Source organism: Ruegeria sp. N8, from assembly GCF_056531325.1.
On record NZ_JBQFLQ010000001.1, the window covers coordinates 25,976 to 42,744 of the forward strand.

General features: G+C 56.9%; 13 protein-coding genes and 3 tRNA genes. 6 read left to right on the top strand and 10 right to left on the bottom strand.

The window, feature by feature from the left end; all coding sequences use genetic code 11:
* Positions 1-288: 288 nt before the first annotated feature.
* The gene (gene lon / locus ACR0C5_RS00150; RefSeq protein ID WP_170791742.1) at positions 289-2,697 is read left to right on the top strand and encodes an endopeptidase La; all 2,409 of its coding nucleotides are present in this window, start codon (positions 289-291) and stop codon (positions 2,695-2,697) included.
* A 104-nt stretch (positions 2,698-2,801) separates the two neighbouring features.
* Here lon and ACR0C5_RS00155 read toward each other — a convergent pair.
* Both ACR0C5_RS00155 and ACR0C5_RS00160 read right to left on the bottom strand, forming a co-directional pair.
* A tRNA-Val gene (locus ACR0C5_RS00155) sits at positions 2,802-2,876 on the bottom strand.
* A 110-nt stretch (positions 2,877-2,986) separates the two neighbouring features.
* On the bottom strand, positions 2,987-3,724 hold the full coding sequence (locus tag ACR0C5_RS00160) for a porin (RefSeq protein WP_480873661.1): 738 nt from the start codon (positions 3,722-3,724) through the stop codon (positions 2,987-2,989).
* Between the two features lie 340 nt (positions 3,725-4,064).
* Between ACR0C5_RS00160 and ACR0C5_RS00165 the strand changes: the two genes are divergently transcribed.
* From ACR0C5_RS00165 to uvrA, 3 genes are all read left to right on the top strand, one after another.
* Positions 4,065-4,141: transfer RNA gene (locus tag ACR0C5_RS00165), tRNA-Asp, on the top strand.
* 45 nt (positions 4,142-4,186) lie between these two features.
* Positions 4,187-4,263: transfer RNA gene (locus ACR0C5_RS00170), tRNA-Asp, on the top strand.
* A gap of 177 nt (positions 4,264-4,440) precedes the next feature.
* Complete coding sequence (gene uvrA / locus ACR0C5_RS00175) at positions 4,441-7,299, top strand: excinuclease ABC subunit UvrA (RefSeq protein WP_170786610.1); 2,859 nt, start codon at positions 4,441-4,443, stop codon at positions 7,297-7,299.
* Between the two features lie 2 nt (positions 7,300-7,301).
* On the opposite strand, the gene ACR0C5_RS00180 is transcribed toward uvrA, so the two are convergent.
* The 6 genes from ACR0C5_RS00180 to ACR0C5_RS00205 form a co-directional block, all read right to left on the bottom strand.
* Positions 7,302-7,958, bottom strand: coding sequence for a site-2 protease family protein (locus ACR0C5_RS00180; protein ID WP_480873664.1), 657 nt, complete (start codon positions 7,956-7,958; stop codon positions 7,302-7,304).
* 80 nt (positions 7,959-8,038) lie between these two features.
* The gene (locus tag ACR0C5_RS00185) at positions 8,039-8,431 is read right to left on the bottom strand and encodes a hypothetical protein (RefSeq protein ID WP_480873667.1); all 393 of its coding nucleotides are present in this window, start codon (positions 8,429-8,431) and stop codon (positions 8,039-8,041) included.
* 95 nt (positions 8,432-8,526) lie between these two features.
* Positions 8,527-9,399 (bottom strand): 3-hydroxyisobutyrate dehydrogenase, encoded by an 873-nt coding sequence (gene mmsB / locus ACR0C5_RS00190; protein WP_480873670.1) that lies wholly within the window; start codon positions 9,397-9,399, stop codon positions 8,527-8,529.
* Between the two features lie 3 nt (positions 9,400-9,402).
* Positions 9,403-10,443 (bottom strand): enoyl-CoA hydratase/isomerase family protein, encoded by a 1,041-nt coding sequence (locus ACR0C5_RS00195; protein ID WP_480873672.1) that lies wholly within the window; start codon positions 10,441-10,443, stop codon positions 9,403-9,405.
* 7 nt (positions 10,444-10,450) lie between these two features.
* Entirely contained in the window at positions 10,451-11,593 is a 1,143-nt protein-coding gene (locus tag ACR0C5_RS00200; protein WP_480873675.1) for an acyl-CoA dehydrogenase family protein, read from the bottom strand.
* Between the two features lie 105 nt (positions 11,594-11,698).
* Positions 11,699-12,814: a carboxylate-amine ligase gene (locus ACR0C5_RS00205; protein WP_480873676.1), complete on the bottom strand. Its 1,116-nt coding sequence runs from the start codon at positions 12,812-12,814 to the stop codon at positions 11,699-11,701.
* Between the two features lie 130 nt (positions 12,815-12,944).
* Here ACR0C5_RS00205 and ACR0C5_RS00210 point away from each other — a divergent pair, with 130 nt between their 5' ends.
* On the top strand, positions 12,945-13,796 hold the full coding sequence (locus ACR0C5_RS00210) for a class I SAM-dependent methyltransferase (RefSeq protein ID WP_480873679.1): 852 nt from the start codon (positions 12,945-12,947) through the stop codon (positions 13,794-13,796).
* Between the two features lie 70 nt (positions 13,797-13,866).
* Positions 13,867-14,343 carry a fasciclin domain-containing protein gene (locus ACR0C5_RS00215; RefSeq protein WP_170786627.1) on the top strand — a complete coding sequence of 159 codons (477 nt, stop codon included), beginning with the start codon at positions 13,867-13,869 and terminating at the stop codon, positions 14,341-14,343.
* A gap of 53 nt (positions 14,344-14,396) precedes the next feature.
* Here ACR0C5_RS00215 and ACR0C5_RS00220 read toward each other — a convergent pair whose 3' ends face one another.
* Together ACR0C5_RS00220 and ACR0C5_RS00225 are read right to left on the bottom strand one after the other, a co-directional pair.
* Positions 14,397-14,996, bottom strand: coding sequence for a L,D-transpeptidase (locus tag ACR0C5_RS00220; protein ID WP_170769642.1), 600 nt, complete (start codon positions 14,994-14,996; stop codon positions 14,397-14,399).
* Between the two features lie 183 nt (positions 14,997-15,179).
* The gene (locus ACR0C5_RS00225; protein ID WP_480552072.1) at positions 15,180-16,679 is read right to left on the bottom strand and encodes a CoA-acylating methylmalonate-semialdehyde dehydrogenase; all 1,500 of its coding nucleotides are present in this window, start codon (positions 16,677-16,679) and stop codon (positions 15,180-15,182) included.
* Positions 16,680-16,769 lie beyond the last annotated feature (90 nt).

Here is a 16,769-nt window from a genome sequence, read left to right on the forward strand (position 1 = left end):
ACGATAAATCGTTTTCCCAATATTTTGAGTGAATTCAAAAAAATGTTGTTTAGCTGTTGTTTGAAGCCCACGATGTGGCATTACAACGTACTTGCACCAATCGATGAAACTGTTCCGAATGCGTTTTTCTAGCCTTGTAGTGGTATAGTCTTCAGGCCATTGTACTAGACGCAAAGGTAAGGTTGAAAAGAGGGGTCTATAACCCCACCTTAACCATCCAAACAGGAGATGGCCGAGTGTTGCCTGACACAGGGACCGGAGCCGTCTTGCCAATGATAAGGATAGAGCATGCAAGAGCCTCTGAATTCCTCGTACCCAGTACTGCCGTTGCGCGACATTGTGGTGTTTCCACATATGATCGTGCCGCTGTTCGTGGGACGGGAAAAATCCGTCCGCGCGCTTGAAGAAGTGATGCAGGACGACAAGCAGATTCTGCTGTCCAGCCAGATTGATCCGGGTGAGGACGATCCCGCAATCGACGGGATTTACCGGTCGGGCGTACTGGCAAATGTGCTGCAACTGCTGAAACTGCCCGATGGCACTGTCAAAGTGCTGGTCGAAGGGCAGGCGCGCGTGCAGATCACCGATTTTCTGGAAAATGACGATTTTTTCGAGGCCCGCGCTGAATATCTGACCGAAATTCCGGGCGACGTGACGACGACCGAGGCGCTGCTGCGCACCGTCGCAGATGAGTTCGAGCGTTACGCCAAAGTCCGCAAGAACATCCCCGAAGAAGCGCTGACCGCCGTTGGTGAAACCACCGAACCTGCCAAGCTGGCCGACCTGGTTTCGGGCCATCTTGGCATCGAGGTTGAGCAAAAGCAGGAACTGCTTGAGACGCTCTCGGTTAGTGAGCGGCTGGAAAAGGTCTATGGCCTCATGCAGGGCGAGATGTCGGTTCTGCAGGTTGAAAAAAAGATCAAGACCCGCGTCAAATCCCAGATGGAGAAGACGCAGCGCGAGTACTACCTGAATGAGCAAATGAAGGCCATTCAGAAGGAACTTGGCGATGGCGAGGACGGCGGCAACGAAGTTGCTGAACTGGAAGAGAAAATCGCCGAGACCAAGCTGTCGAAAGAAGCGCGCGAAAAGGCCGAGGGTGAGCTGAAGAAGCTCAAGAATATGTCACCCATGTCGGCCGAGGCCACCGTTGTGCGCAACTATCTGGACTGGATTCTGTCGCTGCCGTGGGGCACCAAATCCCGCGTCAAAAAGGATCTGGGCCGTGCCCAGGACATTTTGGATGCCGATCACTATGGGCTTGAGAAGGTCAAGGAACGGATCGTCGAGTATCTGGCGGTTCAACAGCGCTCGAAAAAGCTGAAAGGCCCGATCCTGTGCCTTGTCGGCCCTCCGGGTGTGGGTAAAACCTCGCTGGGTAAGTCGGTTGCCAAAGCCACGGGGCGCGAGTTCATTCGCATCTCGTTGGGTGGCGTGCGTGACGAATCTGAGATCCGCGGCCACCGTCGGACCTATATCGGTTCGATGCCCGGCAAGATCATCCAGTCGCTGAAAAAGGCAAAGACCACGAACCCGCTGATTTTGCTCGATGAGATCGACAAGATGGGGCAGGATTTCCGTGGCGACCCGGCTTCGGCCATGCTTGAAGTGCTGGACCCGGAACAGAACAGTACGTTCATGGACCACTACTTGGAGGTCGAATATGACCTGTCCAACGTGATGTTTCTAACCACGTCGAACAGCTATAATATGCCCGGGCCTCTGCTGGACCGGATGGAGATCATCCCGCTGGCTGGCTATACCGAGGAAGAGAAATCCGAGATAGCCAAGCAGCACCTGATCAGCAAGCAGGTTAAAAACCATGGCCTCAAGGCCAAGGAATTTGAGCTGACCGATGATGCGCTGCAATCCATCATCCGCACCTATACCCGGGAAGCGGGCGTGCGGAACTTGGAACGAGAGATCGCCAAGGTTGCCCGGAAATCGCTGACCAAGATCATTAAGAAAGAGGCCGAGTCGGTCACGGTGACGCCCGACAATCTGGATGATTTCCTGGGCGTGCCCAAATACCGCTATGGTCTGGCCGAACAGGACGATCAGGTCGGTGTTGTGACTGGTCTGGCTTATACCTCGGTCGGGGGCGATCTGCTGCATATCGAAGCGCTGAAACTGCCCGGCAAGGGGCGGATGAAGACCACCGGTAAGCTGGGCGATGTGATGAAGGAATCCATCGACGCGGCATCGTCCTATGTGCGGTCAATCTCGCCTCAGATCGGGGTGAAGCCGACGAAATTCGACACGCTGGACATTCACGTCCACGTTCCGGATGGCGCAACGCCAAAGGATGGCCCTTCGGCCGGTCTGGCGATGGTGACTTCGATCGTGTCGGTGCTGACCGGTATTCCGGTTCGCAAGGATATCGCCATGACGGGCGAGGTTTCGCTGCGCGGCAACGCGATGCCGATCGGTGGGCTCAAGGAAAAACTGCTGGCGGCCCTGCGTGGTGGCATCAAGACTGTCCTGATCCCCGAGGAAAATGAAAAGGATCTGGCCGACATCCCGGATAACGTGAAGGAAGGGCTGGAGATCATCCCGGTCACGCATGTGTCCGAGGTTCTGAAGCAGGCGCTGATTAGCGAGCCTGAACCCATCGAATGGGACGAAGCAGCCGAGGAGGCCGCAGCAGCGGCTGCGAAAGCCGCGGAAAGTTCGGCAGCGTCTGCCAGAACGCACTGAGTTCGGATTGAATGATCAAAATGGGCGGGGTTTCAACCTCGCCCTTTTTCATGCGACTACCCAAAGAATTGGGACGCAAGGAACCACCAAGTTTTAGGGGAAAATGGTGGGTGATAAGAGATTTGAACTCCTGACATCTTCGATGTGAACGAAGCGCTCTACCACTGAGCTAATCACCCGTAAGGCGGCGTCTTACAGTGAGTCTTGGCCCGCCGCAAGAGCCGGGATTCGTTTTTCTAACCCCGGCACCAAAGTCCCCCCTGAGGCGCGCCCCGAGGGGAAAATGTCCTCATAGACCCGGCAAACCTGGCAGTCTGGACAGAACGCCACGCTGACCGAAGGTGGTGCCGCGCTCGTTGCCAAAGTTCACACGGACGCCGAAGCTGACATATGCTTCGTTTTCGCTACCGGACACCAATGGGGACGAAATATGGGCAACACCGACATTGCCGTAGACTTCGGCATTGTCCGCAGCCGCATAAGAGGCGCCAATGGCAAACAGGTTGTAGTCCAGTGCACCTGCAAAGTTGTCAACGATGTCAAAGCTCGCGTTCAGTTCCCATGCATCAGCTAATTCGGTTTTTGCCGAAATACCAAATAGCGTGCCATCCAGATCCGAGGCATTTGTCAGATCTTGTCGCCCAAGATAACCTTCGATCTCTGCGGGTCCGGCATCAAATCCGGCTTCCAGACCGTAGAATTCGAAATCGGCTTCGTCCAGGTCTTCCTGGCCGTAAAACAGGCCGAAAGACGCGTTGTTGGCGGTGTGCCAGTTGCCGTGCAAGGTCCAGTTCGTTGCGGTCTCGCTTAGGTCCTGAAATCGCTGGACGCCAAGATCTAGCTGTGTGCTGAATGCGCGGTTAAATGCCAATTCTCCAGAACCGTTCAGGTTGTAGGCGTCACCGAAGTCGGTGTCTGTGAACGTAGAATAATCCAGATTCAAATATCCGCCGGAAAATTCGACAGCTTGTGCTGCACCAGTCAGGGTTGCCGCTGACAAAGCGCTGCTAATAAACAACTTTTTCACGTTTATGCTCCGTTTTCTTTTCGTTGTGCAATAGGGTCTTCTTGAGACCTTCTGAGCAATTGCGGACTTAATCGGGCTAGAGCGGAAAGTGTATCTGGCACAGTTGAATTAGGTGCGATGTGGCGAAGCTGACACAGTTTTTGGTTGTGGCGAAAACACCTGCTACTTGATCCACTTGCGTTGTTGGCTGATCTATCGTCAAGACCGGTGATGACACGTTGATCCGAGATCTTCGGCGAAGGTAAAATTTCCGAATTCGGAAAAAACTTCAAAACGCCGCTTGACGCTGCCCGAGCGGAGCCATAATACACCCAAACGTTCAGCAACGAACGTGCAGCGGGCGGTTGTAGCTCAGTTGGTTAGAGTACCGGCCTGTCACGCCGGGGGTCGCGGGTTCGAGCCCCGTCAACCGCGCCATCGCTGCACTCCTTGGTCCAGGTTAAAGGCCGTAAAAATAGATGCGCGGTTGTAGCTCAGTTGGTTAGAGTACCGGCCTGTCACGCCGGGGGTCGCGGGTTCGAGCCCCGTCAACCGCGCCATTTATTTCTCAAATCTCAGTCAGAACTTTAAACATTCAGCACATTGCGCGCCGACGCACATGTTTTGTCAGGAGTGATCGGCAATAATCCGTAAGTTCACACTTTGTTCTAATTTTTCTGTTGGAGACTCAGTGCTGCTCGCCTATTTCTAGGTCACTTGCGTGTAGGGGGCCAAGAATGGCTGAACTGAAGAATATCGAGGTGCGCGGCGCGCGCGAACATAACCTCAAAAGCATTGATGTGGATATTCCGCGGGATCAGCTTGTGGTGATCACGGGGCTATCTGGTTCGGGCAAGTCGTCGCTGGCCTTTGATACGATCTATGCCGAGGGTCAGCGTCGCTATGTCGAAAGCCTGTCGGCTTATGCGCGGCAGTTTCTGGACATGATGGAAAAGCCCGATGTGGATCACATCAGTGGGCTGTCTCCAGCGATCTCGATTGAACAGAAGACGACGTCGAAAAACCCGCGCTCGACCGTGGGGACCGTGACCGAGATCTACGACTACCTACGCCTTTTGTTTGCCCGCGCAGGTACGCCCTTTAGCCCCGCCACCGGCCAGCCGATTGAGGCGCAACAGGTGCAGGACATGGTCGACCGGATCATGACGATGGAGGAGGGCACGCGCGGCTACTTGCTGGCCCCCATCGTACGCGACCGGAAGGGGGAATATAAGAAAGAGTTCCTTGAACTGCGCAAACAAGGTTTTCAACGTGTCAAAGTGGATGGCGAGTTCTATGAGCTCGATACCCCGCCCACTTTAGACAAGAAATTCCGCCATGACATCGACGTGGTCGTAGACCGCCTTGTTGTGCGTGAAGGGATGGAGACTCGGCTGGCCGACAGCCTGCGCACCGCTTTGGATTTGGCGGATGGCATCGCGATTCTGGAAACCGCCCCGAAGGAGGGCGACCCGGAACGTATCACCTTCAGCGAGAATTTTGCCTGCCCAGTCAGCGGCTTCACCATCCCCGAGATCGAACCACGCCTGTTTTCTTTCAACGCGCCATTTGGGGCGTGCCCGGATTGCGACGGGTTAGGGGTCGAGCTGTTCTTTGACGAACGCCTCGTGGTGCCGGACCAGACGCTCAAACTGTATGACGGTGCCTTGGCCCCGTGGCGCAAGGGTAAGTCGCCATATTTTTTGCAAACCATCGAAGCCATTGCGCGGCATTTTGAGTTCGACAAGAACACCCCGTGGAAAGACCTTCCCGCCAAGGTGCAACAGGTATTCCTGCGCGGCTCTGGTGATGAGGAAATCCAGTTCCGTTATGATGAGGGCGGGCGAGTCTATCAGGTGACACGCAGCTTTGAGGGCGTTATTCCGAATATGGAACGCCGCTATCGCGAAACCGACAGCGCCTGGATTCGGGAAGAATTCGAGCGTTATCAGAACAACCGTCCTTGCGGGGCCTGTGAAGGCTACCGTCTGCGACCCGAAGCTTTGGCCGTCAAGATCGCGGGTCTGCATGTGGGGCAGGTGGTTCAGATGTCGATCCGTGAGGCCTTGGCCTGGGTTGAGGACGCCCCGAACCATCTGAGCGTACAAAAGAATGAGATTGCTCGGGCGATTCTGAAAGAGATTCGCGAGCGCCTCGGCTTCCTGAATAATGTGGGTTTGGAATATCTTACGCTGTCTCGTTCTAGTGGAACGTTGTCCGGTGGCGAAAGCCAGCGTATCCGGTTGGCCAGCCAGATTGGGTCGGGCCTGACGGGCGTGTTATATGTGTTGGACGAGCCTTCGATCGGGTTGCATCAGCGGGATAATGACCGGCTGCTGGGGACGCTCAAGAATCTGCGCGATCAGGGCAATACGGTGATCGTGGTCGAACATGACGAAGAAGCGATCCGCGAGGCTGATTACGTGTTCGATATTGGCCCCGGTGCCGGTGTGCATGGCGGGCAGGTGGTCAGCCATGGAACGCCAGAGCATATCGCGGCCGATGCGGCATCGATGACCGGGCAATACCTGTCGGGCACGCGAGAGATTGCTGTGCCGACTGACCGGCGCAAAGGGAACAAGAAAAAGCTGAAGGTCGTCAAAGCCACCGGGAATAACCTGAAAAACGTCACGGCAGAATTTCCGCTGGGTAAGTTCGTTTGTGTGACCGGTGTATCGGGTGGCGGCAAGTCGACTTTGACGATTGAGACACTGTTCAAAACCGCCTCGATGCGATTGAACGGCGCGCGGCAGACGCCTGCGCCCTGTGAGACGATCAAGGGTCTGGAGCATCTGGACAAGGTGATCGACATTGACCAACGCCCAATTGGGAGGACTCCGCGTTCGAATCCAGCAACTTACACCGGAGCTTTCACTCCGATCCGCGACTGGTTTGCCGGTCTGCCGGAAGCCAAGGCGCGAGGGTACAAGCCGGGGCGGTTTAGCTTTAATGTCAAGGGCGGCCGGTGCGAGGCGTGTCAGGGTGACGGCGTCATCAAGATCGAGATGCACTTTCTGCCTGACGTCTATGTCACCTGCGAAACCTGCAAGGGTGCGCGCTACAATCGCGAAACATTGGAGATCAAATTCAAGGGCAAGTCCATCGCCGATGTCCTTGATATGACTGTAGAAGACGCGCAGGAGTTCTTTAAGGCCGTGCCTTCAATCCGCGATAAGATGGATGCGCTGGCGCGTGTTGGGCTGGGCTATATCAAGGTTGGGCAGCAGGCCACGACCTTGTCCGGGGGCGAGGCGCAGCGGGTGAAATTGTCCAAGGAATTGTCCAAACGCTCGACTGGGCGGACGCTGTATATTCTGGATGAACCAACGACGGGTCTGCATTTTGAAGACGTGCGCAAGCTGTTGGAAGTGCTCCATGAATTGGTCGATCAGGGCAATACGGTCGTTGTGATCGAGCACAATCTGGATGTGGTAAAAACCGCTGACCATATCATCGACATCGGCCCCGAAGGTGGCGATGGCGGTGGTGAGATCGTCGCCACCGGCACGCCTGAAGATGTGGCCGCCGTCGAGCGCAGCCATACTGGACGATACCTGAATCAGATGCTGAACTCTGAACAGGTAGCGGCGGAATAGCGTCAATACTGCGCGTATCGCAGCATATGCCAGTGGCGCAGTAATGGTGGGAAGAAAAGGAACACAAAGCCGAAATTCACATAGGCAAGCACCATCATCGGCAGCCACATGGCGACGCCAATCAGTCCGACAAATCCGGCAATGCGGGTCGCTGTTACGGGTTTCACCATGCGGTTCAGCATTGCGTGGAACAGCCGTCCACCATCCAGCGGCATCAATGGCAGCATGTTGAAAATCGCCAGCCACAGGTTCAATTGTGCGGTCACGACCAAAACCCAACCCAGCGCGGGAGAGGAAACGAAGGGCTCGACCAGTGAACACACCGCCCAAAGGGTCAGGTTCACTATTGGCCCCATGGCCACGATCAACTCATCCTCGTATGACGAGGTCGAGCGGCGATGTTCGCAAAATCCGCCACCGCAATAAAGGACGACGCGGTTGACGGGGACGCCCTGGATCAAACAACCCCAAGCGTGCCCGAGTTCGTGCAGCAGGATCGAGCCCAGCAAAATACCCACGAATCCAAGCGCATAGGGCAGGGTCCCGGGGTCGAAGCTGAATCCGACGATGATCAGAACCAGTAAAATCAGGCTCTGGTTCAATTGAATGGGTACGTTCCACGGGCCGCGGAACTCAAAAATCGCACCGTCACTATACATATTCAATCCTCGCAACAACGAGAATCGTGATGACGCAGAATTGCGTCAAAAATTGGGTGCTATCGTTGAGGTTGTGTGACCTAGTTCAGAATGTCGACGACCGCGCCGATCAAGTTCAGCACTTTGCGCGTTTCGGGGTCGACCCGGTAAACGTAATCGCCAGCTCGGATATACGAACCGCGATCTAGACCATAACGGTAAGGGTCATTGATCCAGCGGTAGTCGTTATTGATGAACTCGCCGTTGCGATACAGTTTTTTGGCCTGGCCAGGCGGAACGCAAGGTACGTTTTTCTTGGCCAGACCCGGTGGGCAATGGCCACCCTTGTTCTTGACCTGAATCACAGGTTGCGAAGGGATGCGAAAAACGTTGTCCGTAGTCTTGCCGTTGCCTTTACCATTGCCTGCCATCACCGCCGCAGGAGCGGCCACCAGAGTGGAAACTGTTAACAAAACTGCCAAAACGCGTGACATCGTGATCTCCGACACAAAACTGCTCTGACTCGATAGATGGCGGTCCGAAGGTCGGCGGTCAACCCCGCGGGCAGATACCCGCCCACGGGATAATATCATCCGCGTCCGCGTTTTTCGAACCGGGGCAGCATGGCAGAAAAGTCCTTGCCCAGCCCGTTCTCGGCCTCGACAAACTGCTCATAAAGCGCAGTGGCCGCCTGTCCCATCGGAGTATCAGCATCCGAGCTTTCGGCCGCTTGCTGGCTGAGGCGCAGGTCCTTGAGCATCAGTTCCGCCGCAAAGCCCGGTTGGTAATCGTTGTCCGCCGGGCTGGCAGGTCCTACACCGGGCGCGGGGCAATAAGCGTTCATCGTCCAACTATAGCCCGAGGACGTGCTGACCACGTCGAACATCTTTTGCCGGTCCAGACCCAGCTTGTCAGCAAGCGCAAACGCCTCGCAGGTGGCGATCATAGTGACGCCGAGGATCATGTTGTTGCAGATCTTGGCGGCCTGACCGGCACCAGAGCCACCGCAATGCACGGCCTTTTGCCCCATGATGTCGAACAGTGGGGCGGCCTTGGCAAAGGCCTCCTCAATGCCACCTGCCATAAAGGTCAGGGTTCCAGCGGCGGCACCGCCAATCCCTCCGGACACGGGTGCATCCACGGCCAAGACGCCAACTTGAGCGGCTTGGTCTGCGACTGTGCGAGCACTGTCCACATCTACGGTCGAGCAATCCACCCAGACCGCGCCCGAATCCATTGCGGGCAAGATCTGGTCAGCGACAGCACGCAGTATCTGGCCGTTGGGCAGCATGGTGATGACGATCTCGGCACCGACGGCGGCTTCAGCCCCCGAAGCGGCCATAACTACGCCTGGAACGTCCACGTCTGCCATGTCAAAGCCTGCAACCTCGTGCCCGGCCTTGGACAAATTGGCAGCCATCGGATTGCCCATATTCCCAAGGCCGATAAACCCGATCTTCATTCCTCAATCCTCCTCGAATGTCAGCGTATTGCTGCCCAGCGGTTGTAGCATCCGCGACACTTCGACAATGGGGACAGTCCGGTCTTGGTGCTTCCAGCGGGGTGTGCGGTCCTTGTCGATAATCTGTGCGCGGATACCTTCCAGAAAATCTCCGTGCTCGCTTGCGCGGTAGGTAAAGCGGAATTCATGTTCCAGCGCTTTCCGAATGGTCAGGTTAGGCCCGCGCAGCCGGTGCAGCATTTCGATACAGCAGGCCATGGAAAGGGGCGAACCTCGGTTTACCATTTGCAATGCGCTCGCCGCAAAATCCGTGTCTGACGCGGTCAGGGTGTTGAGGATGTCCTGCAACCCTTCACCATCAAAAAGCATGTTGATCTGGTCTTGTAGCGCGGCCAGTTTGCCGTCAGGGGCGTCTTGGGCATGGGCGGCCAGCAGGCTTGCGTCGCCCGAGGCTTCGAGCATGTCGATCAGGTCAGCCCATTGCACGGTCGGGATGTAGTGATCGGCGAATCCGGCGAAAATCGCGTCGGCGGGACCCATACGGTGGCCGGTTATGCCCAGATATTCGCCCACCCGACCGGGGGCCAGCGCAAGCATCAGCGAACTGCCCACATCCGGCACCAGACCGATGCCGCATTCGGGCAGGGCGATCTGGCTGCTTTCGCCCACGACGCGATGGCTGCCGTGACATCCGATCCCAACGCCGCCGCCCATGGTAAATCCTTGCAGGAAACTGACGACCGGTTTGGGGTATTCGAAGATCAGCGCATTCAGGCGGTATTCATCCCGCCAGAACGTCTGACCATATGCGAAATCGCCCTTGGTGCCGGTTTCGTAAAGCTCGGCAATGTCGCCCCCGGCGCAAAAGGCTTTGTCGCCCTCGGCGTCAAAGATGATCAGATGCACCGCATCATCCTCGCGCCAGTTGCGGAGCGCCGCGTCGATGGCCATGCACATGTCATAGCTGAGCGCGTTCAGGGCCTTGGGCCTGGTCAGAGTGATCCGTCCGGCGCGGCCCGCTGTTCGAATGTCGATATCAGCCATAGCGCCCTCAGCGATTGGCCAGCATCTGGCGCGACACGATCACGCGCATAATTTCATTCGTTCCTTCCAGGATTTGATGCACGCGCAAGTCGCGGACCAGTTTCTCGATACCGTAGTCTGCAAGGTAGCCATAGCCGCCATGCAGTTGCAGGCACTGATCCACCACTTTCGATCCGGTCTCGGTCACGAATTTCTTGGCCATGGCGCAGAACTTGGTGGCATCGGGCGCGTCCTGATCCAATTTCCACGCGGCTTGGCGCAAAAATGTGCGCGCGGCCTGCAACTCGATCTCCATATCGGCCAGACGGAATTGCAGCGCCTGAAACTGGTCGATGGACTGACCGAACGCCTGCCGCTCGGACATATATTGCAACGTCATATTCAGCCCCGCTTGCGCGGCCCCTAACGAGCATGAGGCGATGTTAAGCCGTCCGCCATCTAGGCCCATCATCGCGTATTTGAACCCGTCGCCTTCGACACCAACAAGGTTTTCGGCCGGGATTTTGCAATCGTCGAACTGCACCTGCGCCGTGGGTTGGCTTTTCCATCCCATCTTCTGCTCCAAAGCGCCGAAGGACAGGCCGGGGGCGCCGTCCTCGACATAGACCGTTGAAATCCCCTTGGGACCGTCCTGTCCCGTGCGCACCATGCAGACATAGGCGTCGGAATAACCACCTCCTGAGATGAACGCCTTGGTCCCGTTCAGCAGGTATCCTTCATTGCTGCGGTCCGCGCGGGTTTTCAGCGCAGCAGCATCCGAGCCCGAACCCGGTTCGGTCAGGCAATAGCTAAGCACGGTATTCAAACTGAGAACATCGGGCATGATACGCGCTTTCAGCGCATCCCCGGCAAAACTGTCCAGCATCTTCGCGCACATGTTGTGAATCGAAAGAAACGCTGCAACGGATGGGCAGGCCATCGACAACGCCTCGAACACCATGGTGGCATCCAGACGCGACAGGCCTGACCCGCCGCTGTCTTCCGAGACATAGAGGCCGCCGAATCCAAGCTCTCCGACACGTGGCCACAACTCTTTGGGGATGGTGCCTTTGGCCTCCCACTGTCGAGCATAGGGAGCGATGTTCTCCTGCCCGAACTCATAGGCCATGTCGAAGATCGCAGTCTGCTCTTCGGTCAAAGCGAAATCCATGGCTTCCCTCCCACGCCGTCGGATGAATTGAACGAGTGTTTATTTCCTAATTCTTACAGAAATTTTTCACGGCCAGCAATTCCCCGTCTTTATCCTTTGCAGGGGTCAAAGGTCGTGGTGAAATTCCTCGATCAGGTGTTGGACAACCGCTTTTCCCGGATCTTCGCCACGGGCGGATGCCTCGGCATAAACGCGTCGCTGACGTGTGGCCGATGTTCCGTTCTGCGCGATTTGTTGCAACCGCGCCAGTTCGGTCATTGTACCAAGTGCCTCGGTGTCTTCGGCCAGTAGTCCCATCAGTTCGCCCATCAGTTCGGGCATGGGCTTGATCGAGCGGTCGCCAAAGTCGATCATGCCCTCGCCGACGCCATAGCGCTGTGCGCGCCAACGGTTTTCTCCGATCAGGAACTGGTCATAGTTGCGCCAACGCAGGTTTCGCGCTTTCAGGCGGCACAGCATTCGGGTCAGGGCCTGTACCATCGCCGCAAGAGACAGCGCGTGTTCAAGCCTCGGTTGCACATCCATGATCCGCGTCTCAAGCGTGGGGAAGCGGTGCGACGGCCTAAGGTCCCACCAGATTTTCGACGTGTCCTCGATCACGCCAAGCTCTACCAGAATACCGGTGGTGCGCTCATATTCGTCCCAACTGGCCAAGGCTGGGGGCAACCCGGTGCGTGGAAGGTTGTCAAAGACCGTCAAACGGTATGAGGACAGCCCCGTATCCTCACCGTTCCAATAGGGGGATGAGGTGGACAAGGCCAGCAGATGAGGCAGGAAGTAGGCCAGTTGCGGCATCAGATCAGCACGCAGGGCAGGGTCTTGAACCCCGATGTGGACATGCATCCCACAGATCAGCATTCGCCTCGCCACGCCGCCCAAAGCATGTTGCAGCGCGTCATAGCGTTCCTTGCGCGTGTGGTGCTGCCTCTTCCAGTCGGCAAACGGATGGCACGACACCGCAATTGGTGCGAGGTTGTAGTCTGCCGCGCGTTTGGCCACGCAGGACCGTAGGCGTTTCAGGTCCTCTCGTGCGGCGGCGATAGTGGCATGGGGGCGGGTGCCGACCTCGATCTGACATTGCAGGAATTCGGGGCTGACTTGGCCTTGGAAGTCGGTCTGGCAAGCCTCCATCAACGCCTCGGGCGCTTCGGCAAGTTCGCATGTGTCGCGGTTGACCAGAAGATACTCTTCCTCGATACCCAGCGTGTATTCTTGCTGCATGGTCGCCCTCGTCGGTTATTCCAAACAGTGAATACGGAAATGATCGTCTTGCCAAGTGTTTGGCTTGCGAAGCCCCCGGCGCCGGCGATAAGAACCCTTCAGTCAACAGTCCAAACCCCGGAGCGTTCGCGTGAAACCCAGGAAATTCCGAAAAATCAACGACGCCCTTGAGGAACTTGGGGTTAAACTTATCGACAAAGCCCCCGAAAATGACGAACGCGCCCGCCTTGAAGCGTTTGAGAGGGCAGGAGGCTTGACTCGACCCGCCTATGCCTTGTCGCCGGGGATGAAGGAGTTCGATATCGCGCCGCTGGCGGCCGAATATGGCGAACATGCCGATGCGCTGGCCGCGATGAAGGACCCGGCGCGCAGTCAAACCGGCTATCGGATTGGCAATGGCTATTATGATAGCCCCGATGCCGATGCCTTGTACCTGATGATCCGTCGGTTCAAACCTCGAAGGGTGATAGAGGTCGGCTGCGGCAACTCAACGCGCGTGACCCGGCAAGCGATCATCGACGGCGGGCTCAAGACGCAGATCACCGCGATTGACCCCTATCCGCGTGCAGACATCGCCCATGTGGTGGATCATTTCGAACAGAAACGGCTGGAAGAGGTCGACCCCGCGCTGTTCGATCAGTTGGACGCGGGCGACATCCTGTTCATCGATTCCAGCCACGTCGTACGCATAAGCAATGACGTCGCACACCTGTTCTGTCGCATCATTCCTGCATTGAAACCCGGTGTCGTGATCCATGTGCACGATGTTTTTTTGCCCTACGAATATCCCAAGCGATTCTTCTATGACTGCCCCGGTTGGGGCGAGCAGTACATGCTGCACGCTTTGCTGCAATCTGGCGCGTTTTCAATGCTTTGGCCGGGGTATTACCTGCAACAGGATCGTCCTGATGCGGTCGAGTCTTTGCCGTTCCTGGGCGATGGTCGTGCGCAAAGTATCTGGGTGCAGATCAAAGAAAATTGAACTCAAAGTGATCCGCTGCGGCTGAGGCCCCGTACCCCTTTCGATAACACGCTGGAGAGGAGATACAGCCATGTTCCGCCAAACACTGATGGGTGCCGCAGCCGCACTTGCCCTGACACTGCCGGTCAAGGCGCAAGCCGCCGACATCGTGGACACCGCCGTTTCGGCCGGGTCGTTCGAAACGCTTGTTGCCGCTGTTCAGGCTGCCGGTCTGGTCGACACGTTGAAAGGTGACGGCCCGTTCACCGTATTCGCCCCCACAGATGAGGCATTTGCCGCCTTGCCCGAAGGCACAGTAGAAACGCTTCTGCTGCCCGAGAACAAGGACCAACTGGTCGAAATTCTGACCTATCACGTGGTCCCGGCCAAGGTTATGTCCGGTGACATTGCTGGTAAGCGTGCAAAGGTTCTAACGGTCCAAGGTGATCGACTGAGCGTCAACGCCAAGCGCGGGGTTAAAGTCAACGACGCCGAAGTCATTCAGGCAGACATTGAAACCAGCAACGGTGTGATCCACGTTGTCGACGCAGTAATTCTGCCGGAATAACGCGCTGTAAAGTCATGAAAAAACCCCGGTCCTTGCGGCCGGGGTTTTGTGTTTCAAACCAGTCGAACTTGGGTTCCGACCTGGACGAGGGGATAGAGCTCCTCGACATGCTGATTGTAAAGCCCGATACAGCCGGACGAGCTTTGACGTCCAATCTTGCGGGTATCATGGGTGCCATGCACCAGATAGGCAGGCCAGCCAAGATACATAGCCCGCGTGCCCAGCGGATTGCCCGGCTCACCGCCTTCCATGCGAATCGGCAGATCAGGATCACGCTCGCGCATCGACGCAGTCGGTGTCCAGCTTGGGTTTTCGCGTTTGCGTACAACCTCGGTATAGCCGCGCTTTGTCAGCTCTTCACTCATGGGGACTGAGCTGGGATACAGTTTGTAGGTCCCGTCCGGGCCCCAATAATGCACCGCGCGGCTGGTGATGTCGGCCAACAGAGCACCAACACCCAGCTCATCAAAATGGTCCTGCCAGTTCTGCTGCGAGAAGGACGAAACGTTACGGCGCACCGGAAGCTGCGTGCTGATCGCGTCTTCGTTCTGCGGGAATGCGTCAGAGCTTTGGGCGCGCACAAGGGCAGGGGTGGCCAACAGGGACGCTGCCCCCAGCAAGGCAGAGCGACGGGTCAAGCGGGAATTGGACAATTTGGCCTCCGGTTCAGGAACTGCTCGATCAATAATTTGCCGTTAAAATATTGGCGTTCGATGCATATTTCCAGACATCTTGGCCTGAATTTATCGTGAAATCGGCGCTTCGGCCGGAATTCGGCAGACCGTTGCCGAAAAAAAACGGCCCCCGAAGGGGCCGATTCAAAAACTACGTGGCATTCAGTCCATGGCTTTGAAGTTAAATTCGCCGCCTTCTTTGATACCCGAGGGCCAGCGCGCGGTGACCGTTTTGGTCCGGGTATAGAATTTGAAGCTGTCCGGGCCGTGCTGGTTTAGGTCGCCAAACATGGATTTTTTCCAGCCGCCAAAGGTGTGATAGGCCAGCGGAACTGGGATCGGAACGTTGACGCCCACCATACCGATGTTCACACGGCTGGCGAAGTCGCGGGCGGTATCACCGTCACGGGTGAAGATCGCGGTGCCGTTGCCATATTCATGGTCCATCGCCAGTTTCAGCGCTTCTTCATAAGATCCCGCGCGAACGGTCGACAGGACCGGACCAAAGATCTCTTGCTTGTAGATGTCCATATCCGGGGTCACGCGGTCGAACAGGTGTGGGCCGACAAAGAAGCCGTCCTCATAGCCCTGTAGGCTGAAGTCGCGGTTGTCGACGACCAGTTCTGCGCCTTGTTCGATGCCCGAGTTGATCAGGCCCAGGATACGCTCTTTCGCGGCTCCGGTGACGACGGGGCCCATGTCCACGTCATCGCCTGCTGTATAGGGGCCGACTTTCAACTTTTCGATGCGCGGCACCAGCTTTTCGATCAGCGCATCGGCGGTTTCCTCACCCACAGGAACTGCGACCGAAACTGCCATGCAGCGTTCGCCAGCCGCGCCAAACCCGGCACCGACCAGAGCGTCGGCGGCTTGATCCAAATCCGCGTCGGGCATGACGATCATGTGGTTCTTGGCACCGCCAAAGCACTGTGCACGTTTGCCATTCGCCGTGGCGCGGGAATAGATGTACTGCGCAATCGGGGTCGAACCCACGAAAGAGACGCCCTGAATGATCTCGCTGTCCAGCAGGGTATCCACGGCCTCTTTGTCGCCATTGACCACTTGGAACACGCCCTTGGGCAGACCAGCCTCGACAAACAGTTCCGCCAGCATCAGCGGGACCGAGGGGTCACGTTCGGACGGTTTCAGAACCACGGCATTGCCGCAGGCCAGCGCCGGGCCCACGTGCCACAGCGGCATCATGGCGGGGAAATTGAACGGCATGATCGACGCCACAACGCCCAGCGGCTGGCGCATGGAATACATGTCGATGCCGGGGCCTGCGCTATCGGTGTATTCGCCCTTCAGCATCTGTGGTGCGCCGATGCAATATTCGATCACTTCCAGGCCGCGTTGAAGGTCGCCTTTGGCGTCAGGAATAGTCTTACCGTGCTCGCGGCTAAGCGCCTCGGCCAGCTTGTCCATGTCGCGGTTCATTAGGCCAACCATGGCCATCATCACCCGCGCGCGTTTTTGCGGGTTAGTGGCTCCCCACGCGGGTTGCGCAGCGGCGGCGCTTTCGATGGCAGCCGTGGTCTCGGCCGCATTGGCCATCGGGCATATGTATTGAACTTCACCCGTAGCAGGGTTGAAGACGTCGTCAAAGCGACCAGACGTGCCGGACACGTTCTCGCCGTTGATGAAATGGGACAGTTCGGACATTGCGAATTCCTCCGTTATCTTTGCGCGCACAATAGGCTTGCAAAAATCGCGTGAACAGAGGCAATGTCTCAAATATGTTTTGCAAAAATG

What these genes read in the sequence shown, in the direction of transcription:
- ACR0C5_RS00215 (WP_170786627.1), top strand. Translation starts at nt 13,867, where the DNA reads ATGTTCCGCCAAACACTGATGGGTGCCGCAGCCGCACTTGCCCTGACA.
- ACR0C5_RS00195 (WP_480873672.1), bottom strand. Translation starts at nt 10,443, where the DNA reads ATGGCTGATATCGACATTCGAACAGCGGGCCGCGCCGGACGGATCACT.
- lon (WP_170791742.1), top strand. Translation starts at nt 289, where the DNA reads ATGCAAGAGCCTCTGAATTCCTCGTACCCAGTACTGCCGTTGCGCGAC.
- ACR0C5_RS00200 (WP_480873675.1), bottom strand. Translation starts at nt 11,593, where the DNA reads ATGGATTTCGCTTTGACCGAAGAGCAGACTGCGATCTTCGACATGGCC.
- ACR0C5_RS00225 (WP_480552072.1), bottom strand. Translation starts at nt 16,679, where the DNA reads ATGTCCGAACTGTCCCATTTCATCAACGGCGAGAACGTGTCCGGCACG.
- mmsB (WP_480873670.1), bottom strand. Translation starts at nt 9,399, where the DNA reads ATGAAGATCGGGTTTATCGGCCTTGGGAATATGGGCAATCCGATGGCT.
- ACR0C5_RS00205 (WP_480873676.1), bottom strand. Translation starts at nt 12,814, where the DNA reads ATGCAGCAAGAATACACGCTGGGTATCGAGGAAGAGTATCTTCTGGTC.
- ACR0C5_RS00185 (WP_480873667.1), bottom strand. Translation starts at nt 8,431, where the DNA reads ATGTCACGCGTTTTGGCAGTTTTGTTAACAGTTTCCACTCTGGTGGCC.
- uvrA (WP_170786610.1), top strand. Translation starts at nt 4,441, where the DNA reads ATGGCTGAACTGAAGAATATCGAGGTGCGCGGCGCGCGCGAACATAAC.
- ACR0C5_RS00180 (WP_480873664.1), bottom strand. Translation starts at nt 7,958, where the DNA reads ATGTATAGTGACGGTGCGATTTTTGAGTTCCGCGGCCCGTGGAACGTA.